The sequence below is a fragment of the Lysobacter sp. H23M47 genome, assembly GCF_015209765.1.
Classification (GTDB): domain Bacteria; phylum Pseudomonadota; class Gammaproteobacteria; order Xanthomonadales; family Xanthomonadaceae; genus Novilysobacter; species Novilysobacter avium.
On record NZ_CP063658.1, the window covers coordinates 1,191,786 to 1,218,215 of the forward strand.

Below are 26,430 nucleotides of genomic sequence, written 5' to 3' on the forward strand. Positions count from 1 at the left end.
GGGAAGCTTACGGATCGACGTGGGCAAGGCCAGCCTGGATCTGGCTGTTAACGGACAGGCAGCGGTGACCCGCTATCCCAATACCAGGGCGGGGATCACCAAGGCGGTCAAGCGACTGCGAACGTTGAAGGCCACCCGGATCGTAGTGGAAGCCACCGGCGGCTACGAAGAGCCGCTGCTGGAAGCGTGCTGCGATGGTGGCTTGTGGATCGCACGGGTGAACCCGCGCCAGGCGCGGGACTTTGCCCGGGCCACCGGTGAATTGGCCAAGACCGATGCCATCGATGCCCGCCTGCTGGCACTGATGGCCGACCTGTTTGCGGATCGTCTGCGTTGCCATGTGGCATTGCCGCTCTGGCAGCGCGAACTGCGGGGCTGGCTGCGTCGACGCAGCCAGGTTGTCATGACATTGCAGGCACAGAAACAACAGTCCGCGATGGCCCCCAGCGAGGTGCGCAAGCTCGTGGCTCGAACCATCGCTGCGCTGGTGCGCGAACAGGCTGCGATCGATGCCGCCATCCGTACTCTGGTTAAAGAACACGCCACACCGGCGGTTCAATCCAGCAAAGGGTTGGGTCCGGTGTTCCAGGCGACCGTGCTCGCCTTGCTTCCCGAACTTGGGCACTTGGATCGCAGGCAGATCGCAAAGCTGGTGGGCGTGGCACCAATGAATCGCGACAGTGGACAAGGTTCCGGCAAACGTCGCATCCGCGGCGGCCGATCCTCGGTGCGAGTCGCGCTGTATATGGCCACGTTGGCGGCGGTGCGCTGGGATCCGATGATGAAAGCGCATTACTTGCAGCTACGGGAGCGCGGCAAGCTGGGCAAGATCGCTCTGGTGGCCTGCATGCGCAAGCTGCTGGGAATCGTCAATGCCAGGCGACGCGACGAGCTGCGAGCGGAGGGGCATGCGATGGTCTGAGCAGCAGGACTGCAAGACAGTTGCTGAGTTAAGCCGAGCCACGAAGTGGCTTCGGCTTGAACGAATTGTTAGGCCACGGCCATCAGTTGCAATAGGTCTGATTGCCGTAAGTAGTGCAGGTGCGGCTATTGCCACTACTGTCAGTGGTGTAGTTGGTATTGCCGTAACGCGTGGTGGTGGCGCTATTACCTTGGTTGTCGTTGGTGTAAGTAGTGTTGCCGTAAGTCTGACTTGTGGTTCCGTACCCATCACTATCGTTGCGGTACGTGGTGTTTCCGTAGGCTTGGTAAGTACCGCTTGTGCCAGACGTGTCGTAAGCTTCCCCATTCAGTAGACAACCCATAAGTAGAGCTTTCTGGCATCTTCCCCTCAGCCAGGAGGTTCCATGAAGAAGTCCCGTTTCACCGAGTCCCAGATCGTCTCGATCCTCAAGCAGGCCGATGCCGGCTTGCCCGTCAAGGACATCTGCCGGCAGGCCGGCATCAGCACGCCGACGTACTACAACTGGAAGTCGAAGTACGGCGGCCTTGAGGCGTCGGAGCTGCGGCGGGTAAAGGATCTGGAGGCCGAGAACAGCAGGCTCAAACGCATGTATGCGGAGCTGGCGCTGGACAACGCGGCGATGAAGGATCTGATTGCAAAAAAACTGTAGGGCCGGAGCAGAAGCGCGAGGCGGTGCGGTACCTGGTCGAGGTGCACGCGCGGCCACTGCGCCGGTCCTGTGCATGCGTGGGCCTGTCGCGTGCGGCTTGGTACCGCCCGCCGCTGGACTGGACGGTGCGCGATGCCGAAGTGATCGCCGCGCTGGCGGAACTGGTCGAGGAGCGCCCGGCCCGCGGTTTCTGGAAGTGCCGCAAGCTGCTGCACCGTCGCCGGCCGGAGTGGAACCACAAGCGAATCTATCGGGTGTACAAGGCCATGAAACTCAACCTGCGACGGCCCGTGAAGCGCCGCCTGCCCAAACGCCAGCGGGTGCCGCTGTACGTGCCACGGCTGCCAGATATGGTCTGGTCGGCGGACTTCATGTCTGACGCACTGGCGTGCGGTCGGCGATTCCGCACCTTCAACGTGGTCGACGATTTCAACCGCGAGGCGCTGCACATTGAAGTCGACACATCGATCAACTCCGCCCGCCTGGTGCGCATCTTCGAGCAGCTCAAGCGCGACCACGGCCTGCCGCAGGTGCTGCGCACCGACAACGGCCCCGAGTTCCTGGGCGAGACGTTCATCCAGTGGGCAAAGGCCAACGGCATGGCCATCCGGTATATCCAGCCCGGCAAGCCCAACCAGAATGCCTACATCGAACGCTTCAACCGGACCCTCCGCGAAGAGGTTCTGGACCAGCACCTCTTCGCCCGCCTCGACGATGTTCGCGAGGCGGCGTACTGGTGGATGCTCGAGTACAACGAAGAACGCCCCCACGATTCCCTCGGCGATTTGACGCCGGCGGAGTACCGCCAACGCCAAGCTGGAAACTCTACTTTTGAAGTGTCTACTTGACGGGGAAGCTTACGCGAACAGCGGCTCGACAGCACGAATGACCGGATGGCTAAAGAACGCCAAGTCGAGCCAAGAAATTGCAAAGCCAGCCACGACTGCAGCCACTAAGTAGAGCGCGAATGGCCTCTTCCTGGCAACGTAAAGCGGCTTTTCGTCCAAAGACTTGAGCACGGACTGTAATACCGCGCGCTCGATCTTGGTTGTGTCTGCGGCAGAGTTGGGCATGGGGCCTAACACCGTAGTTAAGCCGACCCCCGACACGTAGAGCGGAGGTTGGCGGAAATAGAACAACGACTCTGCCTGGAAATGGACTTCGGGGGTTCGGCTTGAACTGCCAGTTAGGTTGCAACCGTAGCCGAGAAAGATCACTTGCGAAAGGCCCAGCTGGGAGCAACGCGAGAAACGGTGCCTTCGCCCGATGAGCTGCCCTGCGCGGGCTTGCACGGTTGCCGCGTTGTGCCCGAGCGAGAACCCTGCGGCGCAGGCCTGCAGATGTCTCCGCTGACTCCGGCGGAGCGGTCCAATCATGTGTTGCGGGACCAGAAACTATGGTGAAGCGACTCAAACAATCGCTACGACAACGCATGGCCACACATTATGCTTTTACTGCGGCCTAACGCCTGAGTTAAGCCGACTTGCGTAGTGGAGCCAAAGCCATGGCAAGCTCTTTCTGCCATGGCTTTGGTGTAACGAAGCAAGTTCGGCTTGAACGAATTGTTAGGCTTGCTAGCCGGGTAGCTTTGCCGCAAGTACATCAACTTTTTCGATGGATGGGGGCTCGGAGAACAACTCACCTGTCTTTGCCATTAACGCTGCTGCGACCTTGCCGGAGAGATGGGCTTGCCGACCCGCTTCATTCGGGAAAGCATCAAAGATTCCGAAAGTGCTTGGCCCAAGGCGAATGCCAAACCAAGCAGTGGTGGCAGGCTCCTCATTAACGATGGGAAGGCCGCTCATAAGGAAGCTCTCAACCTCTTTCTCTTTTCCGGGTTTCGCTTCAAGGCGAACGAACAAGGCTACTTTGACCATGACATGTCTCCTGTTGTTACAACGACATCACGATACGCGATGTTCTCTTGCAAGCCTAACACCAGAATTAAGCCGCGCTGCGAAGCAGCGTCGGCTTGAATGAATTGTTAGAGCGCGGGCTCTGAGATGAAGTCAAGGAAGGCGTCTCCAAGCTCGGTGGTACGTTTCCCGGCTAGTCCCTGCCCGGTCATCATCACGTGCAACCCAACATTGTCTAGAAGGCCTCGCGCGATGAGATCATTCCATACCTGTCCGTAGGCCTGTCGCTTGCCCTTGAGGTTCGGCATCCCTTGCTCAATGACGGACGACAACGCGCCCATCATTACGTTAGATGTGTTTGGAGGCGTCTGGAAGAACTTGAGTAGCTGTACGTGAAGCTCCGAGAAGGCGTCGATGTACTCAAGGAATATCTGCTGTAGAGATTCTTCGGGGGCCTTGCCAGAAGCAATGTTGAACAAGGCATTGCGAAGGGCCTCTCGCTTCTCTTGACGGTGTGTGCGGATAGCTATCTGCGAAGCATGCAGCACTGCTGAAACAAACTCTTCGTGCTCGCTGAGCTGCCCGATGTCAACGCCGCGGCTCTCCAATTCAATGAGCTTCTCACCAACGTAGCCCATCCACTCAACGCGACGCTTCTCGATAGGCGGCTGCACGATGTGCTGGAACAGCTCAGCACCCGGACCCCCGATCATTGGAATTGCCGATATTCCAGCTTTAGCCAAGGCATGGGCGGTGTCGCCTTTGCTTGGCTTCGGTGGTTGCAATTTGTCAGAAGCCATGATGTGTCCTGAGCGCTCTAACACCTTATGTCTTGAAGTTCCCCTACGCTGAGCGCCGAGAGCCCGGCATGCGCGCCCGATAACACCTCGGTGTCAGCCCACCGTAATTCAGCAGGGGCCGCATGCCGGATCTCGCGCCCTGCGCCCGAACAGTTGCTCGAGGTTTCCCTCGAACTGATAAGCGTGGGCCTCGGACGCGATGCTCTCGACCCGCCAACTGTATCGGAGAATCGACATGACGGCAGTGGGGATCGACGTGGGCAAGGCCAGCCTGGATCTGGCTGTTAACGGACAGGCAGCGGTGACCCGCTATCCCAATACCAGGGCGGGGATCACCAAGGCGGTCAAGCGACTGCGAACGTTGAAGGCCACCCGGATCGTAGTGGAAGCCACCGGCGGCTACGAAGAGCCGCTGCTGGAAGCGTGCTGCGATGGTGGCTTGTGGATCGCACGGGTGAACCCGCGCCAGGCGCGGGACTTTGCCCGGGCCACCGGTGAATTGGCCAAGACCGATGCCATCGATGCCCGCCTGCTGGCACTGATGGCCGACCTGTTTGCGGATCGTCTGCGTTGCCATGTGGCATTGCCGCTCTGGCAGCGCGAACTGCGAGGCTGGCTGCGTCGACGCAGCCAGGTTGTCATGACATTGCAGGCACAGAAACAACAGTCCGCGATGGCCCCCAGCGAGGTGCGCAAGCTCGTGGCTCGAACCATCGCTGCGCTGGTGCGCGAACAGGCTGCGATCGATGCCGCCATCCGTACTCTGGTTAAAGAACACGCCACACCGGCGGTTCAATCCAGCAAAGGGTTGGGTCCGGTGTTCCAGGCGACCGTGCTCGCCTTGCTTCCCGAACTTGGGCACTTGGATCGCAGGCAGATCGCAAAGCTGGTGGGCGTGGCACCAATGAATCGCGACAGTGGACAAGGTTCCGGCAAACGTCGCATCCGCGGCGGCCGATCCTCGGTGCGAGTCGCACTGTATATGGCCACGTTGGCGGCGGTGCGCTGGGATCCGATGATGAAAGCGCATTACTTGCAGCTACGGGAGCGCGGCAAGCTGGGCAAGATCGCTCTGGTGGCCTGCATGCGCAAGCTGCTGGGAATCGTCAATGCCAGGCGACGCGACGAGCTGCGAGCGGAGGGGCATGCGATGGTCTGAGCAGCAGGACTGCAAGACAGTTGCTGAATTAAGCCGCGCCGCGAAGCGGTGTCGGCTTGAATGAATTGTTAGACCGCCGCGACGCTACTCGGTGGTCTCTGTTATGTTTGCGGAGGGACACGCTCTGCGCGCCTCAAAGAATACCCAATCTATGCGCGGCTGGTGAAAGCATACGGAGTTTCCTCCGACGAGAGTGAGAGCGACAGGTCCTTGGTGTGCCTGATAGATGGCAGTGACCTGGCAGGTAGCCATCAGTGCTTTGGCCTCGTCAAGCGGAATCAGCTTATCGCCGCAGCGCCAAGGCAGAGGAGCCTTGGCCGGCTCGTGGGGCGTCTGACACGCAGGAACTCCGAGCAGCATCCCGGAGATGGTCAGAATAGCCAGCAGAGCTTTCATGCGGTCTAACACCTGGGTTAAGCCGCGCCGCGCAGTGGCGAAAGCTTTGCGCTAGCGTAGCGCAGGCGCAAAGGTGAAGCTACGAAGCGGTGTCGGCTTGAACGAATAGTTAGGTGCTGAGGGTGCTGACCAAGGCCCAGCAGAAGATTCCAGTGCCCGCGATGAGAAGTCCGTAGAGGGCAAACATTGGACTTCTCTGCGAGATTGCGAATGCGACAAATGCCTCCCGGGGATCTCGACCACCGGCTATAGCGAAAAGTGGAAGAATGAGAAGTGGAGCAGTGAAGCCGAACCCCGCCCCAAGTCCGAAGCCACGCCAATCGTTGTCTTGGAAATAACCCTCTGTGTACGCCAATATCCCTGCGATGATCCCAGTGAAAAAGACAATGTTTGACATCCAAATAGCTGCGCGATTCTGGCGAAGTAGCGTCTTGGATTGCTTGCGGTTGCATACGGTTGGAACCCATCTTGACCATGCAGCGCATAGCCAAGTAGCGAGTGTGCCTCCGATTACGCCGCTTATTGCTGGTCCCCAAGATTCCATGATCTGTCAGTTCAGCACCTAACACCAGAATTAAGCCGTGCCGCAAAGCGGCATCGGCTTGAATGAATTGTTAGAACTCACACCTCGACTTCCCAACGCGATGCAAAGGAATTCTGCGTCTCCTCAACAGAGATGATCTTGTGAACATGGAAGTTCCTGGTGCCGCCCTTGGCAACGTCATAGCAGAAGAACTTCTCAGTACCAGCAGTTGTGCGATAGCTGTACGGCTCCGCCTCTCGTGTCTCGATGCTACCGTCATCTTCTCGCGCGGTGATGATCACCGTATGCAGATTGCGGCCGGCTGAAGCGATTGTGTCTTTGATGCTCATGTAACTCTCCCCGTGAGTTCTAACACCTAAGCTAAGCCGCGCCGCAGCGGGGCGTGAAGCACATGGAAAGCTGTACCTGCCATGTGGTTTGCGCCCCGATGCGGAGTCGGCTTGAGCGCGTTGTTAGGCACCGTGCCGTTCGAAGTGAAGCACGTCGTGCCACTGGCCAGAGAGCCAGAAGCTCTGGCTTGAATGGCCGAATTGCACAAAGCCGTTTCGCAGAAGCACTTTGGCCGAGGCTTCGTTCCCTACACGAACTGCGGCCTCGACTCGGTGAAGCCGGAGCCGCACAAAAGCATAATCTAGCGCAAGCCGAACTGCCTCAGTCGCGTAGCCTTTGCCGCCATGGTCTTGGGCTACGCGATAGCCCAGTTCCGCGCTATGGAAGTGGTCGCCACGGACCCGGGTAAGGTTGACACGGGCGACAAGGTGGCCCGACCCGTTTCTCGCGAGGAACTGATACGCGCTGCCCTCTGCTGCTTCGGCCTGAGCAACTGCGATCGCCTTTGCGATTCCGCCCGGCTCATAGAAGGATGTCGCCCTCGCATTAATATGTGATTCGAAGAACGCCCGGTTTGTGAACTCAAACTGCCCCAAGTCCTGTTCGTCCTCGGCCGTGGGTGCAGATAGCGACAGCATATGGGAGGGGCCTAACACCAGAGTTAAGCCGTGCCGCGAAGCGGCAGCGGCTTGAACGAATCGTTAGGCCGCGCCTTAGGGCCCATAGATCTTTGGAAAGTGCTTGGCAATGTGTTGATCAAGTTCGCCACTGACTGAAAGTTGACCGAGCACGAGCGCGCAACTCCGATCGTTGACAATCTCATTTATGTATTCGTTGCGCTCCGGCTGAGCTAAGGCAATTTCCTTATTCTTGCGCCTGATGTCATTCCAGTCGCTAAATGACAGGTAAGATCTATTTCTGATCTTCATGCTCTCAAACGCTTCGGTAATGTTTGCTGCGCTTGCTGGATAGCTCGCAGCACACTTGCCAACAAGGTCGTCTGTGAAGTGGAGATTGAATGCACCCATGATAGGCCCGGTAGCCTGCCCATGAGATGGGCTTGGCGCACAAAGAGCCATCAGAGCATAGAGGGTGATCGCAAGACTTCGAAGATTATTCATGAGCGGCCTAACACCTATTCGGCACCAGATTGGTGCCTATTCCCTGTGTCTAATCCCGAAGTCCGGGTCTTCTTTTTGAGTGGCTGCACCCGATAAATCAGTGGGTTACCCCAACTCGAGGTGCATAACACTTGTGTCTAATCCCGGCTCAGCCCTAGACGTCGTTCCCCGGCCGAAATATCGCATTACGTCCGCTCGAGCGCAATCGCGCCCGCGCTGTGTCCGCTTGGCTGCGCTGGAGCGACCATCCCTTTCCCCAAAGGCACAAAAAAACCGGCACATGGCCGGCTTTTGCTTTCTGCCTTGCAGCGCGTGGCTGGCAAGTGGTCGGGGAGACAGGATTCGAACCTGCGACTTCTACGTCCCGAACGTAGCGCTCTACCAGGCTGAGCTACACCCCGACTGCAGAGCCGGTGATTGTAAGCACCGTCACCGGACTGCGCAAGGGCCCGGGTGCCGCGCCCGGGCCGGCATGGAGGGGGCCGGGCCGCTAAACTGTGCACCATCTATCGCGACGTTCTGTCACTGGAGTCCTGCTTGATCAAGCCGCGTACGCCTCCCGGGATCATGGAGCTGCTGCCCCGTGACCAGATTGCCTTCCAGCGCATGCTCGACGTCATCCGCCGCAACTACGAGCGCTTCGGCTTCCTGCCGGTGGAGACGCCGGTCATGGAGCTGTCGGACGTGCTGCTGACCAAGTCCGGTGGCGAGACCGAGCGTCAGGTCTATTTCGTCCAGTCCACCGGCGCGCTCGAGAAGGCTGCCGTCGGCGGGGAGGGCGTTCCTGAGCTGGCGCTGCGTTTCGACCTGACGGTGCCGCTGGCGCGATACGTCGCCGAGCACGAGCACGATCTGACGTTCCCGTTCCGCCGTTACCAGATGCAGCGGGTGTATCGCGGCGAGCGCGCGCAGCGCGGGCGGTTCCGCGAGTTCTACCAGTGCGACATCGACGTGATCGGCAAGGATGCGCTGTCGGTGCGCTACGACGCCGAGATCCCCGCCGTCATCCACGCGGTGTTTTCCGAGCTGGCGATCGGCAGGTTCACCATCCAGTTGAACAACCGCAAGCTGCTGCGTGGCTTCTTCGAGGCCCAGGGCGTCGCCGATGGCGAGCTGCAGGCGCGGGTGTTGCGCGAGGTCGACAAGATCGACAAGCGCGGTCCCGACTATGTGCGGGAGACGCTGACAGGTCCGGACTTCGGCCTGCCTGCAGCGGCCGTCGACAACATCCTGACCTTCGTCCAGGTTCGCTCGAGCTCGCACGCCGACGCGCTGGCGCAGCTGGATGCGCTGGGCGAGCGCAACGAGGCGCTGCGCGAGGGCATCACCGAGCTGCGTGAGGTGCTGGCGCTGGTCCGGGCGATGGGCGTTCCCGAGTCCGACTACGCGCTCAATTTCTCCATCGCGCGCGGCCTCGATTACTACACCGGCACCGTTTACGAGACCACGCTGGATGACTACCCCCAGATCGGGTCGATCTGTTCCGGCGGCCGCTATGAGGATCTCGCCAGCCACTACACCAAATCGAAATTGCCGGGCGTCGGCATTTCCATCGGCCTCACCCGGCTGTTCTGGCAGCTGCGCGAGGCCGGCCTGGTGGAGACCGCCGCCAGCTCGGTGCAGGTGCTGGTGACGCAGATGGACAGCGGCTCGCTGCCGGACTGCCTGGCGATCGCCAACGACCTGCGCCATGCCGGCATCAACACCGAGGTGGTGATGGAGGCGTCCAAGCTGGCGCGCCAGTTCAAGTACGCCGACCGCGCCGGCATCCGCTTCGTGGTCGTGCTGGGCGAGGACGAGATGGCCAAGGGCACGGTGACGGTCAAGGACCTGCGCCGCGCCGATCAGTTCGAGGTCGAGCGGGGGGAGCTGGCGCGCGCGCTGCGGGTCGAGCTGGCCCAGCCGGAGGTGCAGCGATGAAGCCGGTCCGTCTTGACGGGCGCTCGCTGACGCGGGGCGGGCTGGTCGCGGTTGCCCATGGCGCGCACGTCGAGCTCGCTGCCGAGCAGTTGCCCGCCGTCGCCCGCGCCGCCGATTTCCTGGCCGAGCAGGTGCGCCGGGAGGAGCCCATCTACGGTGTGTCCACCGGCTTTGGCAGCAACGCCGACCGCCTGCTGGGTGCGCGTCGCGTGCGCGAGGCGCTGCCCGGCGAGGAGCCGACCGGCGAGAGCCTGCACGCGGAACTGCAGCGCAACCTGATCGTCACCCACGCCGTCTGCGTGGGCGAACCGTTCCCGGCCGACGTGGTGCGCGCGATGCTGTGCATCCGCATCAACACGCTGATGCGTGGTCACTCCGGCGTCCGGGTGGAGACCCTGCAGGCGCTGGTGGCGATGCTCAACGCAGGCATCGTGCCGGTGGTGCCGCAGCTGGGTTCCGTCGGTGCCTCGGGCGACCTCGCGCCGTTGTCGCATCTCGCCATCGTGCTGCTGGGCGGTGGCGAGGCGTTCTATCAGGGCGAGCGCATCAGCGGCGCCGACGCGCTGGAACGCGCGGGCCTGGCGCCGGTCACGCTGTCGTACAAGGAAGGGCTGGCGCTCAACAACGGCACCGCGCAGATGCTCGCCTGCGGCGTGCTGGCGCTGTCCAGACTGGAGGATCTGCTGGACACGGCCGACCTCGCCGCGGCGATGACCATTGATGCCTTCGCCGGACGCCTGGGCGCGTTTGCCGGGAAGGTCCACGAGTTGCGGCCGCATCCCGGTCAGGTCGAAGTCGCCGCGCACCTGCGCAAGCTGCTGGAAGGTTCCACCCTGTCGGATATTCCCTATCACCTGGTCCCGACGTTCAAGCCGTGGACGGCGCAGAGCTGGGACACGCCGGAGGCGCAGGCGCTGCGATTCGACATCGGCTGGAACTGGGTTCCGCTGGACCAGCGCCACGGGCGCGAGAAGTTCTACACCCGCTTTCGTCCGTTCAAGGGCGGCAAGAAGCACCAGCCGCAGGACAGCTACTCGCTGCGTTGCATCCCGCAGGTGCATGGCGCGGTCCGCGACGCGGTTGCCCAGGCCGCGCGCGTGCTGGACATCGAACTCAACGCGCTGACCGACAACCCGATCATCTTCCCCGACGCCGATGCCGAGCACGTCGAGCAGCAGGTGATTTCCGCCGGCCACTTCCACGGCATGCCGCTCGCGCTGGCGATGAGCTACGTCAAGGCGGCCATCCCGGTGCTGGCGAGCATCTCCGAGCGCCGCCTCAACAAGCTGGTCGATCCCGCCACCAACGACGGCCTGCCGGCTTTCCTGATCGGCAACGAGGACGCCACCGAGTCGGGCTTCATGATCGTGCAGTACACCGCCGCGGCGATCGTCAACGACCTCACCAGCCGCGCGATGCCGGCCTCGGTGTATTCCATCCCCACCAGCGCCAATGCCGAGGACCACGTATCCATGGGCGCCAACGAGGCGCGCCACGTGCTGGCGATGGCCGATGACCTGGGCAAGGTGCTGGGCCTGGAGCTGTATACCGCTGCCCAGGCGCTGGACCTGCGCACCGACATGATCAACGCTGCCCGCGAGCTGGCCCGACAGGGCGACGCTGAAGCGCTGGCGGCGAAAATCCAGGGTGCCCCGCGCAATGCCGAAGATCATGCGGCGTTCCTGGCCGAGGTGGATGCCCTGCGCGGAGAGCTGGCGGAGGCGGAGGCCTTCCATCCAGGCGACGCGGTGGCCGCGGCGCATGCCGCGATCCGGGCGCGGATCCCGTTCCTGGAGCGCGACCGCGCCCTGGATCGCGATGTCGCGGCTGCGGTGCAACTGGTCGTGGACGGCGACGTGCTGGCGGCTGCGCGCAGCAGCTGAACCGCGTCAGATGGCGGGCGTCGGCTGGTCGACGTCCCAGCGCACGCAATTGCGCCCTTCCGCTTTCGCCCGGTACAGCGCATCGTCGGCCTGTTGCAGGGCGGCGGCGACCTGGGTGCTGCCGTCCAGGTCCAGCTGGTGCACGCCGATGCTGGCGGTGAGGTGGATCGTCAAGCCGGCCGTTTCGCACGGCGCTTGATCCAGCCCGTGGCGCAGACCCTCGGCGACGCGCATGGCTGCCTCGCGGTCCTTGCCGGGCAGGGCGACGACGAACTCCTCACCGCCGAATCGCGCGAACAGCGCACTGTGCTCGCGCAAGGCCTGGCCGAGCACGTGCGAGCTGAAACGCAGGCACTCGTCGCCGACCAGGTGGCCATGCTGGTCGTTGATCTCCTTGAAGTGGTCCAGGTCGATCATCAGCAGTGAGAGCGGCTGGTGCAAACGGTGCGCCTCGGTCATCAACTGCTGGAACCGGTCCATGAAATGCGCGCGTGTGTGCAGGCCGGTGAGGCTGTCGCGCTGGCTGGATTCACGCAGGCGGGCGTGTGCGTGGCCGAGTTGGTCCAGCGCCAGGCGAAGCTCCGAGGTGCGCTGCTCGACCTTCTGCGCCAGTTCTTCCCGACCCGCGCGGATGATCCGCTCGTTCTCGTGCCGCAGCGCTGAGTAGCGATAACTGAGCGCGATGGACAGCAGCAGCATCTCGGTCGCCGAGCCGATCTGCACGCCGTATTCGGTGATGAAGGTTTTCGGCAACACCCCAAACGCCAGCGCGGCGAACATTCCCGTGCCAAGGAGGAACAATCCCCAGGCGAGCAGGAAGATGCGCCCCGGCTTGTAGCCGCGCGCGGTCACCACGATCGACTCAATGGCGATCCAGGCGATGCTGACGAACACGGCGGCCGAGGCGACCGGCGTCGCAATGCGGTAAGGGAGCCAGATGGACGCGATTCCCCAGGCCACAAAGAACGCGATCATCGCCAGGCCGATCAGGTCCCCGAGCCGCCAACGCGTGCGCAACTCCAGGAAGTAGCGGGCGAACTGCTGCATGCCAACCTGGGCCAGGCAGATCGACAGCGGCACGGCCTTGTCGGCCAGCCACGGTGATTTCGGCCACAGGTATTCAAAGCCCAGGCCGTTGAGCGTGAACAGCACCAGCCCGAACGCGGAGATGTGCAGCAGGTACCAGAAGTAGCTGGGGTCCCGCAGCCGCAGCCACAGCACCAGGTTGTAGAAAAACAGCGCGAGCAGGATGCCGTAGTACAGGCCGATGCCGAACTGGGCGTCGCGCGACACCTCGGCGAACGCGCCCGGGGTGTACAGCCACAGCGGTACCTGCATCGAACTCTGGCTGCTGATGCGCACCAGCAGGTCCACCGGCGGCCCGGGTGGCACGTTGATCAAGAAATTCGGCGTGCGATAGCGGATGCTGCGTGCCTCGAAGGGCAGCGCGTCTCCGCCGACGTGGGTGTCGACGCGGCCATCGGCATGCAGCGTGTGCACCTCGATGTGGTCGCTCAGGGCGTATTTCTGCACCAGCAGCCAGCGGGGCTCCCGCGCGTTGGAGTTGACAATGCGCGTGTGGAACCAGAGCGCGCCGGGCTGGAAGCCAAAGGCGGTCTTGTTGCCTGGCAGCGGGACGAATCCGCCGGAATCCAGCACCTTGCGTGCGGCGGCGAGGTCGTCCTGGCCTTCCAGATCGTGATAGACACTGACGTAGGGCGTGAGCTCAAGGCGCGAGGTCTGAATGTCGAGCTGCAGGACGGGGCGGGTCTCGACGGGATCGCTGGTGGCAGTGGGAGCCGCATGCAAAGCCACGGACACGCTCGCGAGTGCCAGCCACGCCAGCACGCCGCCCCATCCCGACAGCCTCCTGCCCTTCATCGGATATCCCCGTTTCTGCCTTTGCGATCTCCTGCTCGCCGACCCGCACGCGTGCCGCGACTGCGACAGGCGGTGCCTGTCCCCAACAGAATCCTACCCCTGCAACACCCTTGACGGAACAAGGGACGTGCAATAACGTAATAGCACGTTATTACATTGTTACAACCCACATGAAGCCACAAGCAAGCAATTCGCACGATGCGGCAGACGACCTCGACGCACTTTCCGTTGCGCTTGTCGCCCTGCAAAGCCGCGACGACGTGCGCGCCTTTCTGCTCGATCTGTGCACCCCGGCGGAGCTTGAAGCCATGACCGGGCGCTGGCGGGTCGTTCCGCTGTTGTTGCAGGGCATCCCGTATCGCGAGATCCATTCGCGCACGCAGGTCAGCGTCACCACCATCGGGCGGGTGGCCCGGACCATCGATCATGGCGCCGGCGGCTATGCCGCGGCGATCCGCCATATCGAGCCGGAGTTGCATCCAGGCGGCGCCTGAGCTCCCCGCCGCTTCACCCTCGCTGTTTCGCTCCTCCCCCCCATTTCGTCATTGCGTTGCTGCCCACGGGCACGATGCACGCTTCCGGATTTCCCAATGACCCCACCCGTTCCCGCCGGCCGCGACCGCCTGCGCATCGCCATCCAGAAAAACGGCCGCCTCGCCGAGCCCGCGCGGGCCTTGCTTGCCTCCTGCGGCATGAGCTGGCGGGAAAGCCGTGACCGGCTGTTCTGCTACGGCGAATCGCTGCCGGTGGACCTGCTTCTGGTCCGCGATGACGACATTCCCGGACTGATCGCCGACGGCGTCTGCGACCTGGGCATCGTCGGGCGCAACGTGATGGCCGAGCAGGACGGCGCCCGGCGCGCCTCCGGGGCCGCGCCGGCATTCAGGGAATGGCGCGCGCTGGGTTTTGGCGACTGCCACCTGGCGCTGGCGATCCCCGAAGGCGAGGCGTGGGAGTCTCCGGCGCAGCTGGCGGGCAAGCGCATTGCGACCAGCTATCCTGCGCTTCTTTCCGAATGGCTGGCGCGTGAGGGCGTCCAGGCCGAGGTGGTGCTGCTGTCCGGTTCGGTGGAGATCGCGCCGCGGTTGGGGCAGGCGGACGCGATCTGCGATCTGGTATCCAGCGGCGCGACCCTGGCGGCGAACCAGTTGAAGCCGGTGGTCACGCTGTTCGAGAGCGAGGCGGTGCTTGCCGGCCCGATGCAGGATCTGGATGCCGCGCGCGGCGAGTTGGTGGAGCTGTTGCTGCGCCGTCTGGACGGCGCGCTGCGGATCCGCAACAGCAAGCTGCTGCTGTTCCAGGCCAGGCGTGAAAGCCTGCCGGAGCTGCTGCCGTTGCTGCCCGATGCCGAGGCGCCCACCGTCATGCAGGTCGACGGCGCGGATCGTTTGGCGTTGCAGGCCCTGTGCCACGGCCACCTCACCTGGCAGCGGCTGGAGGACCTCAAACGCGCCGGCGCCATGGGCCTGATGGTGTTGCCGGTGGAAGGGATGCTGGCATGAGCCGCGCATCCATCGCGGCGATCGGCCCGCAGAACCGTCTGCAGTGGGACTCGCTGGACAGTGCCGCACGCGCGAACGCGCTGCGGCGACCGGCGCAGGTGGATGGCGCCAAGACGGCAGCCGCGGTGACGGCGTTGATCGAGGAAGTCCGCGTCGGTGGCGACGCGGCCCTTCGAGCGTTGACCGCCCGTTTTGATGGCGTTGACATCGACACCCTCGCGGTCTCCGCGGAAGAGTTTGCCAAGGCACAAGCGGAAATCGCGCCGGCCCTGCGCAATGCCATCGTCGAAGCAGGCGCCCGGATCGAGCAGTTCCACGCTGCCGGCATGACCCAGCCGTATGCGGTGGATACCGCAGCGGGCGTGCGCTGCGAGCGGGTGCTGCGGCCGATCCAGCGGGTCGGCCTGTACGTGCCGGCGGGCTCCGCGCCGCTGCCGTCCACTGCGCTGATGCTGGGCATTCCGGCGCGGCTGGCCGGTTGCCGCGATGTCGTGCTGTGCACGCCGCCACGGGCCGACGGCAGCGTCGATCCGGCCGTGCTGGTAGCGGCCGCAAGCTGCGGCATCGACCGGGTGCTCAAGCTCGGCGGCGTGCAGGCCATCGCCGCCATGGCGCTGGGAACCGAAAGCGTACCGGCGTGCGACAAGCTGTTCGGTCCCGGCAATGCGTATGTAACCGAGGCCAAGCGCCAGGTCGCGCAGATGGAGCGTGGCGTCGGCATCGACATGCCGGCAGGACCGTCGGAGGTGCTGGTCATCGCCGATGCCGGCGCGAACCCGGAATTCGTCGCCGCCGACCTGTTGTCCCAGGCCGAGCACGGCCCGGATTCCCAGGTGATCCTGATCAGCGACGACGGCAGTCTGATCGAGCGCGTCATTGCGCAGATCGAGGCGCAGCTGCTGGAGCTGCCACGGGTCGAGACCGCGCGCCGGGCACTGCGGTCGGCGCGGATGATTCAGGTGGTGACGCTGGAGGACGCCTTCGCGATCAGCAACGCGTACGCGCCTGAGCACCTGATCCTCGCCCTGCGCGACGCCCGCCGGTGGCTGCCGTCGGTGAGCGTTGCGGGCTCGGTGTTTCTCGGCGACTGGGCACCCGAGGCGCTTGGCGATTACTGCAGCGGCACCAACCACGTCCTGCCGACCAGCGGCGCGGCCCGGTTCGTCGGTGGGCTCAACGTCGCAAGCTTCCAGCTCGCGATCACGGTGCAGGAAGTGGACCGGCAGGGCCTGCGCGCGATTGGTCCCTGCGCGGTCGAACTGGCCAGCGCGGAGGGTCTGGACGCCCATCGCCTGGCGGTCTCGCGCCGCTTGGACGCGGCATGAGCGCGTCCGCCGTGAAAGCTGACCCGATGCGGCTGGTGCGCGAGGACCTCGCCGGATTTGCCGGTTACGCGTCGGCCCGCACCGCCGCGTTGGACGGGAACACCTGGCTCAACGCCAACGAATCCCCGTCGCCCAATGCCGCCGATCCCGACGGGGCGCTGCGTCGCTATCCCGATCCGCAACCGGCCGCCCTGCGCGCGCTGCTGGCGGGGCTGTACGGGTGCGACGCCGGCCGCCTGCTGGTCGGGCGCGGCAGTGATGAGGCCATCGACCTGCTCGTCCGCGCGCTGTGCCGGCCAGGCGCCGACGCGGTGCTGGTCACCCCGCCGACCTTCGGGATGTACGCCGTGAGTGCTCGCTTGCACGGCACCGCGGTGATCGAGGTTCCGCTGCTGGACAACGAAGCGTCGGATCGCCCGATCGGCTTCGAAGCCGATTTCGCGGCGATCGAGCGTGCGGCAACCGCGGGTCCGGTCAAGATCGTTTTCCTCTGTTCGCCGGGCAATCCGACCGGCTCTGCACTGCCGCTGGACCGCATCGAGGCGCTGGCGCTTGCGTTGCAGGACCGCGCACTGGTCGTGGTCGACGAGGCTTACGGGGAGTTCAGCGAGGTCGCCTCGGCGGCGTCCCTGATCGACCGTCAACCCAATATCGCCGTGCTGCGGACGCTGTCCAAGGCGCACGCACTGGCTGGTGCGCGGATCGGCAGCGTGATCGCCGACGCCGGCCTGATCGCGGTGCTCCGTCGCTGCCAGGCGCCGTATCCCTTGCCAACGCCGTGCATCGATTTTGCCTGCCGGTCGCTGTCGGCCGAGGCGATCGCGCGCACAGATGCGGGCGTCGCCCAGGTCCTCGCCGAGCGCGAGCGCCTGCACGCGGCGCTGACCGACAGCGCAGCCGTCCGGCGGGTGTATCCGTCGCAGGCCAACTTCCTGCTGGTGCGGTTCCACGAGCCCGACGCCGCGATGGCGCGCCTGCTTGCCGCCGGCATCGTCGTCCGCGATCAACGCGCCGCCAGCGGACTTGGCGATGCGCTGCGGATCACCGTCGGTACCCGTGACCAGAACAACCGCGTCATCGACGCCATCAACACTTTGGAGCGCACGCAATGAGTGGTCTGACCCCGATCCTGTTCGTGGATCGTGACGGCACCCTGATCGAGGAGCCGCACGATTTCCAGCTCGACAGCCTGTGCAAGCTGCGCTTCGTCCGCGACGTCGTGCCGGCGATGCTGAAGTTGCGCGACGCCGGCTATGAGTTCGTGATGGTCACCAACCAGGACGGCCTGGGCACCGACGCATTCCCGCAGGAGGCGTTCGACGGTCCGCAGCAGCTGATGATGCAGATCCTCGAGAGCCAGGGCATCACCTTCCGCGAGGTGCTGATCGACACCAGTTGGCCGGCCGACAACGCGCCCACGCGCAAGCCGGGAATCGGCTTGGCCCTGCACCTGCTGAAGGACCGCGGAATCGACTGGAAGCGCTCGGCGATGGTTGGCGACCGGGAAACCGACAACGGCTTCGCCCATAACATGGGCATCCGCGGGTTCCAGCTGCGTACCGAGCGGTTCGGCGGTGAGTGGCACTGGCCCGGCATCGCCCATGAGCTGGCCGATGCGCCACGCCGCGCGGTGGTCACCCGCGACACCCGCGAGACCCGCGTCCGGGTCGAGGTCGACCTGGACCGCGTCGCCGAGCCGCAGGTCTCGACCGGCCTGGGGTTCTTCGACCACATGCTCGAGCAGATCGGCAAGCACGGCGGTTTCGCGCTGCAGCTGGAGTGCGAGGGTGACCTGCACGTGGACGAGCACCACACCATCGAGGACAGCGCGCTGGCGCTGGGCCAGGCGCTGCGTGAGGCCCTGGGCGACAAGCGCGGCATCGGTCGCTACGGATTCACCCTGCCGATGGACGAGACGCTGGCCAGCGCCGCGCTGGATTTCTCGGGTCGGCCCTATTTCGTCTTTGACGGCGAGTTTCAGCGCGAGATGATCGGCGACATGCCGACCGAACTGGTGCCGCATTTCTTCCGATCCCTGTGCGAAGGCGGCGCGATCAACCTCAACCTGTCGGTCCACGGCGACAACGACCACCACAAGGTCGAGGCGGGGTTCAAGGCGGTCGCGCGCACCCTGCGCCAGGCGATCCGGCGCGAAGGCCGGGAACTGCCGAGCACCAAGGGAACACTGTGAGCGCAACGGTTCTGGTCGATGCAGGCGGTGCCAACCTGGGATCGGTGCGCTACGCGCTCGAGCGCCTGGGCGCGGACGTCCGGGTCAGCCGCGACCCGCAGGAAATTGCGACGGCAGAACGGGTGATCCTGCCCGGCGTCGGCGCCGCGGCGTCCGGCATGGCCCGACTGCGCGAGCGCGATCTGGTCGGCGTATTGCGCGGGCTGACCCAGCCCCTGCTGGGCATCTGCCTGGGGATGCAGTTGCTTTACCAGGGCTCGGAGGAGGGCGATGTCGAGTGTCTCGGGCTGATTCCGGGCACGGTGCGGAAACTGGCCGCATCGCCTGCCACCGTCGCCAGTCCCACCATCCGGGTGCCGCACATGGGCTGGAATACCCTGCAGTTTTCCCAGGATGATCCGCTGCTGGAAGGCATCGCGGAGGGCGCGCACGTGTATTTCGTCCACAGCTACGCCGCGCCGGTCGACGAGCGGACGCTGGCGACGTGCCAACACGGCAGCACGTTCTCCGCGGTGGTGCGCAGCGGCAACCGCTACGGGGCGCAGTTCCATCCCGAGCGCTCGTCAACGGTGGGCATCCGACTGCTCGCCAACTTCCTGAAGATCACTGCGTGAGCGGGCGCGCGCCCGTTTGCCCATCGCCGCTTCGTCTCACGATGTGCCACACCCATGATTCCCGGAGTTGATTGCATGCCTTCCCTCGAACCGCGTCCTGCCGTCGTAGTGGCCCGGCCCACCCCGGACGCATTCGTCGTCTATCCGGCCATCGACGTGCGCGACGGCCGCGTGGTCCGTCTGCAGCAGGGCGACTACGACCGCGAAACCCGCTACCCCGACCAGCCAGCCATCGTTGCCAGGCGTTATTCCGATACGGCCGCGTCCTGGCTGCATCTGGTCGATCTCGACGCGGCGCGTGCGGGCGGCTACACACTGCAACAGCTGTTGCGCAAACTGAAGCAGACGGCGAAGCTGCAGATCCAGACCGGCGGTGGCGTCCGCACCGAGTCCGATGTCGAGGCGATCCTGGAGGCCGGTGCGGACCGTGTCGTCGTCGGCTCGCTGGCGGTGCGCGAGCCGGACCAGGTGATCGGCTGGATCCACCGTTTCGGCCCCGAGCGCATCACCGTCGCGCTGGACGCACGCCAGGACGAAGACGGGCGCTGGCAATTGCCGACCGCCGGCTGGACCCGCGCCAGCGATGTCTCGCTGGAAATCCTGCTGGCGCGCTACGCCGGCGAAGGCCTGCGCCACCTGCTGTGCACCGACATCGCCCGCGACGGGATGATGGCCGGCCCCAACCTGGATTTCTATCGCCACCTGCTATCGCTGGCACCGGACATGCAGTTGCAGGCCTCCGGCGGCGTGCGCGACACCGCCGACATCGCTGCGGTGCGCGACGCGGGCTGCAGCGGCGCGATCCTGGGCAAGGCGCTGCTGGACGGTCGACTGGACCTGGCGTCGGCGCTGGCCGAGGAGCGTCCATGCTGAGCCGGCGGATCATCCCCTGCCTGGACGTCGCCGATGGCCGCGTCGTCAAGGGCGTGCGTTTCCGCGACCACGTCGATGTCGGCGATATCGTCGAGCTGGCCATGCGTTACCGCGATGCCGGCGCCGATGAGCTGGTGTTCTACGACATCACCGCCAGTCCGCAGGGACGCCACGTGGACAAGGGCTGGGTCGAGCGGATCGCGCGCGTCATCGACATCCCGTTCTGCGTCGCGGGCGGCATCCGCAGCGTGGCGGATGCCCGCAAGGTGCTGCACGCCGGCGCCGACAAGATCTCGGTCAACACGCCGGCGCTGCAACGGCCTGAACTGGTGGCCGAGCTGGCCGACGCGTTCGGCGTCCAGTGCGTCGTCGTGGGCGTGGACAGCCTGCGCGATGAGGACGGCCAGTGGCGCGTGCGCCAGTTCACCGGCGACGTGCAGCGCACCCGGGCGCTTTCGAAGACCACGCTGGAGTGGGTCGCGCAGGTGCAGGAGCTGGGCGCGGGTGAGATCGTGCTCAACTGCATGAGCAGCGACGGCGTGCGCGAGGGCTACGATATCGAACAGTTGCAGCGCGTGCGCGAGGTCTGCGCGGTGCCGCTGATTGCGTCCGGCGGGGCGGGGACTTCCGGGCACTTCCTCGACCTGTTCCGGCGTGTCGACGTCGACGGTGCGCTTGCCGCCAGCGTCTTTCATTCCGGCGCCGTCGCCATTCCCGAACTCAAGCAGTACCTGCACGCGCAGGGCATCGAGGTGCGTCATGCCGTTTCCTGATCCCGACTCGCTCGCCTGGGACCCCGCCAGCGGTCTGCTGCCCGCCATCGTGCAGGACGCGTATACCCTGCGCGTGCTGATGCTCGGCTACATGGACCGCGCCGCGCTGCAGACCACTCGCGAGACCGGCAAGGTCAGCTTCTACAGCCGCAGCAGGCAGCAGGCCTGGACCAAGGGCGAGACCTCGGGCAATTTCCTCAACCTGGTCTCGCTGCACGCGGACTGCGACGATGACACCCTGCTGGTGCTGGCGCGGCCGCAGGGACCGACCTGCCACCTTGACCGCGCCAGTTGCTTCCCCGACGCGCCGGGCAACCTGCTGGCCGAGCTCGATGATGTCGTTCGCCAGCGCGAGCTCGAGCGGCCCGCCGGAAGCTATACGACCGGCCTGTTCGAAAGCGGCATCCGTCGCATCGCGCAGAAGGTCGGCGAGGAGGGCGTGGAGACTGCACTCGCCGCCGTGGCCGAGGACGACGAGGCGCTGTCAGGTGAGGCGGCTGACCTGATCTTCCATTTGATGGTGCTGCTGCGCGCGCGCGGGCTTTCGCTGGACGCCGCGATTGCCGTGATGCGCGAGCGCCACCGCGCCGACCGCGCCGGTTGAGTGCGGCTGCGGGGCTCGCCTGGCGTTCGGCGCTGCTAGGCTTCGATCCTGTCTCTGCAACGGAACGGCCCGCATGCGCGCATCCCTCCATCCCTCGGCTCGTCCACCTCACCGCCGTGTGCTGCTGATCCGGCCGACATTCGCGGCGCTGGGCCTGGCTGCAGCGCTGGTCTGCACACCGCTGCTGGCTTCCGCGCAGGCGCCGGCCGTCGCGAAGCAAGGCGCGGACTTCACCGGCGTGGTCTACGCCGACACCAACGGCAACGGCCAGCGCGACCCGGGGGAGGCGGGCGTGGCCGGGGTCAAGCTCTCCAACGGCCGCGACATCGTCCGCAGCGCCGTTGACGGCAGCTACCGGATCACCGTCCGCCCGGGTGACACGGTGTTCGCAGTGAAGCCCGCGGACTACGCCTTCGCCACCCGCGCCGACGGGCTGCCGGCGTTCTGGCAGCACTATTTTCCGGCCGGCTCGCCCGAGCTCCAGTACGGCGGCATCCCCGCCGACACGCGCCTGAGCATGGACGTGGCCCTGCAGCCCAGCCCGGGGCCGGCGGGCGATCTGCAGGTGCTGTTGATGGCCGACCCGCAGGTGAAATCGCTGGTCGACGTTGACTACTACGACCGCGACATCCTGGACACGATCCGCAAGGACGCCCCCGCGCAACTGGGACTGAGCCTGGGCGACATCGTTGATGACGATCTCTCGCTGTACCCGTCAATCAACGCCCGCACCGCGACACTGGGCGTGCCCTGGCTGCACGCGCCGGGCAATCACGACATGGACCTGGACGCTGCCTCCGATGCCGACTCGACGCTGACCTTCCGCCGGGTTTTCGGCCCGGACACCGTGGCCTGGGAGGAGCGCGGCACGGCGGTCATCCTGCTCGACGACGTCATCCATCTGCCCGGCGCCGGCTACGTCGGTGGCCTGCGCGAGGACCAGTTCGCCTTCCTCGAGGCCTACCTGCCCACGCTGGCCCCGGATACCCGGCTGGTGGTGGGCGCCCACATCCCGTTCTTCAACACCGCGGCCGCGACCGGTGCGGAGACCTTCCGCGCCGCCGACCGGCAGCGGCTGTTCCGGCTGCTGCAGCGCTTCGACAAGGTGCTGCTGCTCAGCGGCCACACCCACGTCCAGCAACACTTCCGCCACGGCGCCGCCGAGGGCTGGAACGGTTCCCGTCCGCTGCATGAATACAACGTCGGCGCGGCCTGTGGCGCGTTCTGGTCCGGGGTCAAGGACGAGGCGGGCATCCCCGATTCGATGATGGCCGACGGCACGCCCAACGGGTATGCGCGGCTGAAGATCGGCCCGTCCGGCGACTACGCCCTGAGCTGGCATCCGGCGCGCCTGCCGGCCAACCAGCCCGGATTCACCCAGGCCATGGCGCTGCACGCACCGCGCGTGTTGCGGCGCGGCGCCTATCCGGCCTGGGGCGCGTACGCCAACGTGTTCATGGGCATGGACGACAGCCAGGTCGAGTACCGCGTGGGCGACGGTGAATGGAAGCCCATGCGCAAGGTGGTGCAGGCCGATCCCCGCCTGCTGGTCGAGAACGTCCGCGACGACGAGGCGGCCACGCTGCGCGGCTTCGACCGCTCACCCGAAGCCAAGCCGAGCCGCCACCTCTGGCGCGGCGCGCTGCCCACCGACCTGCCGATCGGCGAGCACCGGGTCGAGGTACGGACGAACGATCGCTGGCTCGGCGAACAGACGGCGCACACGACCTACCGGTTGCAGGACGCGAGCGAATAAGGCGCCAGGCGGCGCGGCTCAAACGGCCGGATCGATGCCCTCGAAGGATTCCAGCCGGCGATGGCCGTTGGCCGCGTCGGCGTCGCGCGCCTCCGGATAGTCCTCGCGGCGGTCAATCAGGACCGTGTCCATGCCCGCGGTGCGCGCGGCGTCCAGCTCGGCGACCACGTCGGACAGGAACAGCACGCGCGCCGCCGGGACGTCGATCTCGGAGGCGATGCGGTCGTAGCTGCGGAAATCGCGTTTCTCGCCGACCTCGGTATCGAACCACCCGGAAAACAGCCCGGTGAGGTCGCCGGCATCGCTGTGGCCGAAAAACAGCCGTTGTGCCGGCACGCTGCCCGACGAGAAGACATACAGCGGAACACCGTCGGCGTGCCAGCGCTGCAGCGCCTGCGCCGCATCCGGGTAGATGTGCGCGGTGAAGTCGCCGTTGCGGTAACCGTCGGCCCAGATCATTCCCTGCAGGGCCTTGAGCGCGGTGTGCTTGCGGTCCTCGTCGATCCAGCCCTGCATGACCTCGGCAATCATCGCGTCCTGGCACATGCCGCCCAGTTCGGTGGCGACCAGGTCCAGCCACTTGCGCACCGCCGGCTCGTGCCCGCGGACCTTGACGAAGGCGGGCAGGGCGCGGCGGGCAAACGGGAACAGCACTTCCTTGACGAAGGAGATGCTGCTGGTCGTGCCCTCGATATCGGTGAGGATCACCCGGTTTGACGTGGTCACTTCGCCGGGCTCCCTTCATGACGCGGAAAGCGGCCAGCGATGTCGGTGCCGGTGAAATGGCCGATCCAGCCGTCGGGTTGCTTGAAGAAGCGGATGGCGACGAAGTCCGGCTCTGCGCCCATGTCGAACCAGTGCGGCGTGCCGTCGGGCACGGAGATCAGGTCGCCCTGTTCGCACAGCACCTCGTACACCCTGTCATCCACGTGCAGGGTAAACAGCCCCGAGCCGGCGACGAAGAAGCGCACCTCGTCTTCCTTGTGGAAGTGCTCCTCGAGGAAGGTCTTGCGGATTTCGGCGCGCTTGGGGTTGTCGGGACCGACACTGGCGACATCGACGCTCTGGAAGCCGTGTTCGGCGACGAGCCGGTCGATGTCGGTCCTGTAGGCGGCGAGGATCTTCTCGGGAGCATCGCCGCCGCTGACCTCGTCGCTGGTTTCCCAGCGCTCGAAGGCTACCCCGATGGCCGCCAGCTCGCGCGCAATTTCCGCGTGGTCGCTGGTGGATGACACCGCGGTCGCAGGGTCGCGGTCGGTGAAAATACGCAGGCGGCTCATCGTTGCAGCTTCCTCAGTTCCAGTTCGCATCCCAGCAGGAAATCAAACGCCTCCAGGTGGCGTCGCGCCTCCACCATGTCACGCCCCCAGGCATACAGGCCGTGACCATCGATCAGGTAGCCCCACATGGTCTGGCGGTCGAGCAGCGCGTCCACCTGGTCGGCCAGGGTGGGCATGTGCTGGCTGTTGGGCAGCACCGGCAGCTCGATCGCGGCTTCGTGGGTGGTGTTGCCGTGGAAGGCCTTGAGCATCTCATAGCCTTCCAGCCGCACTTTGCCGGCAGGGGCGTAGAGGCGCGAAGCAACGGTCTGGTTCTGCGAGTGCGTATGCAACACGCAGCCGACCTCGGCAAAGCGGCGGTACAGACGGGTGTGCAGCAGGGTCTCGGCCGAGGAGCGTCGCTCGGTGGCCACCGCGTTGCCCTCGAGGTCGACCACCATGATGCCGTCGGCGGTCAGCTCGCCCTTGTCGCCGCCGGACACGGTGATGGCGACATGGTGCGCGTCCAGGCGCTGGGAGAAGTTGCTGCTGGTGGCCGGCGTCCAGCCAGCCGAGGCTATATCGCGGACGTTGCGCGCCAGCTCATCGGCGCGTGCGGCAAACAGCTGCGGATCGTAGGGGTATGGCTTCATCCGGCCAGTTTATCGGATGCCCGTGCGAGCCACGCCTGGCGCCCACGCTCTGTCAGAGCACGACGTTCAGCAGCACGATGAATACCAACAGCGGCGCCACGATGCGCACTACCCAGCGCCAGGTGGTGAACACCGCAGGGGAGATGCCCGCAAGCTGCTCGCGCAGCACCGTCTCCTTCAGCGCCCAACCCGCGAACAGGGCGATCAGCAGGCCGCCCAGCGGCAGCATGATGTCGTTGGCGAGCAGTTCGATCAGGCCCATCAGGTCGCGATCGAGCATGCGCACGTGCGACCAGATGTTGAACGAGAACACCGTCGCCAGACCGATCAGCCAGCACACCCCGGCGACCATCAGCGAGCCGCGCTTGCGGGGCACGCCTCGACGCTCGACCAGGAACGCGGTGGCAGGCTCCAGCAGCGAGATCGACGAGGTCCACGCCGCCACGAACAGCAGCCCGAAGAACATCAGGCCGTAGATCACGCCGCCCGTCATCACATCGAAGGCCAGCGGCAACGAGGTGAAGATCAGTCCCGGGCCGCCGCCGTGCGGATCGATGCCGAAACCAATCACGATCGGGAAGATGGCCAGGCCTGCAAGCAGGGCGATCGCGGTGTCCGCCAGGGCGACGATGGCGCCGGTCTTGGGGATGGAGATGTCCTTGGGCAGGTAGGCGCCGTAGGTCATCATCGTGCACATGCCAAGGCTGAGCGAGAAGAACGCCTGGCCCATCGCCGACATCATCATGCCGGCATTGACCTTGGAGAAGTCGGGCTCGAACAGGAAGCTAGCCGCCTTGCCCAAATGGCCGGTGGTGGCGCCATAGGCGACCAGTGCCAGCAGGGTCAGCAGCAGCGCGGGCATCAGGAAACGCACTGCGCGCTCCAGACCCTTCTCCACGCCCAGCCCAACCACGCCCACCGTCAGGCCCATGAACACGGCATGCCAGCCGGCCAGCTCCCACGGGTTGGCCAGCAGCTCGGAGAAGGTCGCGGCCGGGTCGGTGATGTGGGCACCGCCGAAGGCCTGCATCAGGTACAGCCAGCTGTAGTGCAGCGTCCAGCCGCCGACCACGCTGTAGAAACTCAAAATCAGGATGCCTGCGACGATGCCGATCCAGCCGATGCTGATCCAGCCCTTGGCCGCCCCGGTTTCCCTGGTCAGCGCGACCAGCGTGGTGATCGGGCTGCGGCGGCCGTGGCGGCCGATCAGGATCTCCGCGATCAGGATCGGCAGGCCGACCAGGGCGATGCACATCAGATACACCAGCACGAACGCGCCGCCGCCGTTGTCGGAGGCCAGGTACGGGAACCGCCAGATGTTTCCAAGGCCGACGGCCGAGCCGGTCGCTGCGAGGATGAAGGCGGTTCGCGAGGACCACATACCGTGGATCGAGGTCTTTTCCATTCAAGCAGTAC

Annotated in this window: 26 protein-coding genes and 1 tRNA gene; 15 read left to right on the forward strand and 12 right to left on the reverse strand. The window is 65.2% G+C overall.

What is annotated here, in order from left to right:
- Window positions 1-64 precede the first annotated feature (64 nt).
- Window positions 65-922 carry a transposase gene (locus INQ43_RS05460; RefSeq protein WP_255518490.1) on the forward strand — a complete coding sequence of 286 codons (858 nt, stop codon included), beginning with the start codon at window positions 65-67 and terminating at the stop codon, window positions 920-922.
- Window positions 923-1,307: 385 nt separating this feature from the next.
- Window positions 1,308-2,422, forward strand: a protein-coding gene (locus tag INQ43_RS05465) for an IS3 family transposase (RefSeq protein WP_194036671.1) whose coding sequence is annotated in 2 segments (ribosomal slippage) — window positions 1,308-1,560 and window positions 1,560-2,422 — 1,116 coding nt in all. Because the reading frame shifts where the segments join, the coding sequence is not laid out codon by codon here.
- 9 nt (window positions 2,423-2,431) lie between these two features.
- Here INQ43_RS05465 and INQ43_RS05470 read toward each other — a convergent pair.
- The 3 genes from INQ43_RS05470 to INQ43_RS05480 form a co-directional block, all read right to left on the reverse strand.
- The gene (locus tag INQ43_RS05470) at window positions 2,432-2,647 is read right to left on the reverse strand and encodes a hypothetical protein (protein ID WP_194037351.1); all 216 of its coding nucleotides are present in this window, start codon (window positions 2,645-2,647) and stop codon (window positions 2,432-2,434) included.
- Between the two features lie 501 nt (window positions 2,648-3,148).
- The gene (locus INQ43_RS05475) at window positions 3,149-3,451 is read right to left on the reverse strand and encodes an antibiotic biosynthesis monooxygenase (protein ID WP_194037352.1); all 303 of its coding nucleotides are present in this window, start codon (window positions 3,449-3,451) and stop codon (window positions 3,149-3,151) included.
- Between the two features lie 107 nt (window positions 3,452-3,558).
- On the reverse strand, window positions 3,559-4,230 hold the full coding sequence (locus INQ43_RS05480; RefSeq protein WP_194037353.1) for a hypothetical protein: 672 nt from the start codon (window positions 4,228-4,230) through the stop codon (window positions 3,559-3,561).
- Window positions 4,231-4,429: 199 nt separating this feature from the next.
- Here INQ43_RS05480 and INQ43_RS05485 point away from each other — a divergent pair, with 199 nt between their 5' ends.
- Window positions 4,430-5,389, forward strand: a complete 960-nt coding sequence (locus INQ43_RS05485) for an IS110 family transposase (RefSeq protein WP_194037354.1) — start codon at window positions 4,430-4,432, stop codon at window positions 5,387-5,389.
- Between the two features lie 1,017 nt (window positions 5,390-6,406).
- Here the strand turns inward: INQ43_RS05485 and INQ43_RS05490 are convergent.
- The 4 genes from INQ43_RS05490 to INQ43_RS05505 form a co-directional block, all read right to left on the reverse strand.
- Window positions 6,407-6,658, reverse strand: a complete 252-nt coding sequence (locus INQ43_RS05490) for a hypothetical protein (RefSeq protein ID WP_194037355.1) — start codon at window positions 6,656-6,658, stop codon at window positions 6,407-6,409.
- A gap of 123 nt (window positions 6,659-6,781) precedes the next feature.
- Window positions 6,782-7,297 carry a GNAT family protein gene (locus tag INQ43_RS05495; RefSeq protein ID WP_129135519.1) on the reverse strand — a complete coding sequence of 172 codons (516 nt, stop codon included), beginning with the start codon at window positions 7,295-7,297 and terminating at the stop codon, window positions 6,782-6,784.
- A 75-nt stretch (window positions 7,298-7,372) separates the two neighbouring features.
- Window positions 7,373-7,780, reverse strand: a complete 408-nt coding sequence (locus INQ43_RS05500; RefSeq protein ID WP_194037356.1) for a hypothetical protein — start codon at window positions 7,778-7,780, stop codon at window positions 7,373-7,375.
- A 324-nt stretch (window positions 7,781-8,104) separates the two neighbouring features.
- Window positions 8,105-8,181: transfer RNA gene (locus tag INQ43_RS05505), tRNA-Pro, on the reverse strand.
- A 136-nt stretch (window positions 8,182-8,317) separates the two neighbouring features.
- Here INQ43_RS05505 and hisS point away from each other — a divergent pair.
- A complete protein-coding gene (hisS, locus tag INQ43_RS05510) occupies window positions 8,318-9,700 on the forward strand; it encodes a histidine--tRNA ligase (RefSeq protein ID WP_194037357.1) in 1,383 nt (460 codons plus the stop codon).
- Window positions 9,697-11,583, forward strand: coding sequence for an aromatic amino acid lyase (locus INQ43_RS05515; protein WP_194037358.1), 1,887 nt, complete (start codon window positions 9,697-9,699; stop codon window positions 11,581-11,583). The genes hisS and INQ43_RS05515 overlap by 4 nt, the downstream gene beginning before the upstream one ends.
- 6 nt (window positions 11,584-11,589) lie before the next feature.
- Here INQ43_RS05515 and INQ43_RS05520 read toward each other — a convergent pair whose 3' ends face one another.
- Window positions 11,590-13,464 (reverse strand): diguanylate cyclase, encoded by a 1,875-nt coding sequence (locus tag INQ43_RS05520; protein ID WP_194037359.1) that lies wholly within the window; start codon window positions 13,462-13,464, stop codon window positions 11,590-11,592.
- Between the two features lie 170 nt (window positions 13,465-13,634).
- On the opposite strand from INQ43_RS05520, the gene INQ43_RS05525 reads away from it, so the two are divergent.
- The 10 genes from INQ43_RS05525 to INQ43_RS05570 all read left to right on the forward strand — a co-directional run bounded on the left by INQ43_RS05525 (window position 13,635) and on the right by INQ43_RS05570 (window position 23,102).
- Window positions 13,635-13,958, forward strand: a complete 324-nt coding sequence (locus INQ43_RS05525; protein WP_194037360.1) for a YerC/YecD family TrpR-related protein — start codon at window positions 13,635-13,637, stop codon at window positions 13,956-13,958.
- A 96-nt stretch (window positions 13,959-14,054) separates the two neighbouring features.
- Complete coding sequence (gene hisG / locus INQ43_RS05530; RefSeq protein WP_194035439.1) at window positions 14,055-14,966, forward strand: ATP phosphoribosyltransferase; 912 nt, start codon at window positions 14,055-14,057, stop codon at window positions 14,964-14,966.
- Window positions 14,963-16,291: a histidinol dehydrogenase gene (gene hisD / locus INQ43_RS05535; protein WP_194037361.1), complete on the forward strand. Its 1,329-nt coding sequence runs from the start codon at window positions 14,963-14,965 to the stop codon at window positions 16,289-16,291. The genes hisG and hisD overlap by 4 nt, the downstream gene beginning before the upstream one ends.
- Window positions 16,288-17,403 carry a histidinol-phosphate transaminase gene (gene hisC / locus INQ43_RS05540; protein ID WP_194037362.1) on the forward strand — a complete coding sequence of 372 codons (1,116 nt, stop codon included), beginning with the start codon at window positions 16,288-16,290 and terminating at the stop codon, window positions 17,401-17,403. The genes hisD and hisC overlap by 4 nt, the downstream gene beginning before the upstream one ends.
- A gap of 5 nt (window positions 17,404-17,408) precedes the next feature.
- A complete protein-coding gene (gene hisB / locus INQ43_RS05545) occupies window positions 17,409-18,482 on the forward strand; it encodes a bifunctional histidinol-phosphatase/imidazoleglycerol-phosphate dehydratase HisB (RefSeq protein ID WP_194037583.1) in 1,074 nt (357 codons plus the stop codon).
- Entirely contained in the window at window positions 18,479-19,096 is a 618-nt protein-coding gene (hisH, locus tag INQ43_RS05550) for an imidazole glycerol phosphate synthase subunit HisH (protein ID WP_194037363.1), read from the forward strand. The genes hisB and hisH overlap by 4 nt, the downstream gene beginning before the upstream one ends.
- Window positions 19,097-19,171: 75 nt before the next feature.
- On the forward strand, window positions 19,172-19,969 hold the full coding sequence (gene hisA / locus INQ43_RS05555) for a 1-(5-phosphoribosyl)-5-[(5-phosphoribosylamino)methylideneamino]imidazole-4-carboxamide isomerase (protein ID WP_194037364.1): 798 nt from the start codon (window positions 19,172-19,174) through the stop codon (window positions 19,967-19,969).
- Complete coding sequence (gene hisF / locus INQ43_RS05560) at window positions 19,963-20,742, forward strand: imidazole glycerol phosphate synthase subunit HisF (protein ID WP_194037365.1); 780 nt, start codon at window positions 19,963-19,965, stop codon at window positions 20,740-20,742. Before hisA ends, hisF begins: the two co-directional genes overlap by 7 nt.
- Window positions 20,729-21,346: a bifunctional phosphoribosyl-AMP cyclohydrolase/phosphoribosyl-ATP diphosphatase HisIE gene (hisIE, locus tag INQ43_RS05565; protein WP_194037366.1), complete on the forward strand. Its 618-nt coding sequence runs from the start codon at window positions 20,729-20,731 to the stop codon at window positions 21,344-21,346. Before hisF ends, hisIE begins: the two co-directional genes overlap by 14 nt.
- A gap of 73 nt (window positions 21,347-21,419) precedes the next feature.
- Entirely contained in the window at window positions 21,420-23,102 is a 1,683-nt protein-coding gene (locus tag INQ43_RS05570) for a calcineurin-like phosphoesterase C-terminal domain-containing protein (protein ID WP_194037367.1), read from the forward strand.
- A gap of 18 nt (window positions 23,103-23,120) precedes the next feature.
- Here the strand turns inward: INQ43_RS05570 and mtnC are convergent, their stop codons facing one another.
- The 4 genes from mtnC to INQ43_RS05590 are packed head-to-tail and all read right to left on the reverse strand — an operon-like array spanning window position 23,121 to window position 26,419.
- Window positions 23,121-23,828: an acireductone synthase gene (gene mtnC, locus INQ43_RS05575; protein WP_194037368.1), complete on the reverse strand. Its 708-nt coding sequence runs from the start codon at window positions 23,826-23,828 to the stop codon at window positions 23,121-23,123.
- Window positions 23,825-24,382 (reverse strand): acireductone dioxygenase, encoded by a 558-nt coding sequence (locus INQ43_RS05580; RefSeq protein ID WP_194037369.1) that lies wholly within the window; start codon window positions 24,380-24,382, stop codon window positions 23,825-23,827. The genes mtnC and INQ43_RS05580 overlap by 4 nt, the downstream gene beginning before the upstream one ends.
- Window positions 24,379-25,014 carry a methylthioribulose 1-phosphate dehydratase gene (locus INQ43_RS05585; protein ID WP_194035449.1) on the reverse strand — a complete coding sequence of 212 codons (636 nt, stop codon included), beginning with the start codon at window positions 25,012-25,014 and terminating at the stop codon, window positions 24,379-24,381. Before INQ43_RS05585 ends, INQ43_RS05580 begins: the two co-directional genes overlap by 4 nt.
- A gap of 52 nt (window positions 25,015-25,066) precedes the next feature.
- The gene (locus INQ43_RS05590; RefSeq protein WP_194037370.1) at window positions 25,067-26,419 is read right to left on the reverse strand and encodes a sodium-dependent transporter; all 1,353 of its coding nucleotides are present in this window, start codon (window positions 26,417-26,419) and stop codon (window positions 25,067-25,069) included.
- Between the last annotated feature and the right edge of the window lie 11 nt (window positions 26,420-26,430).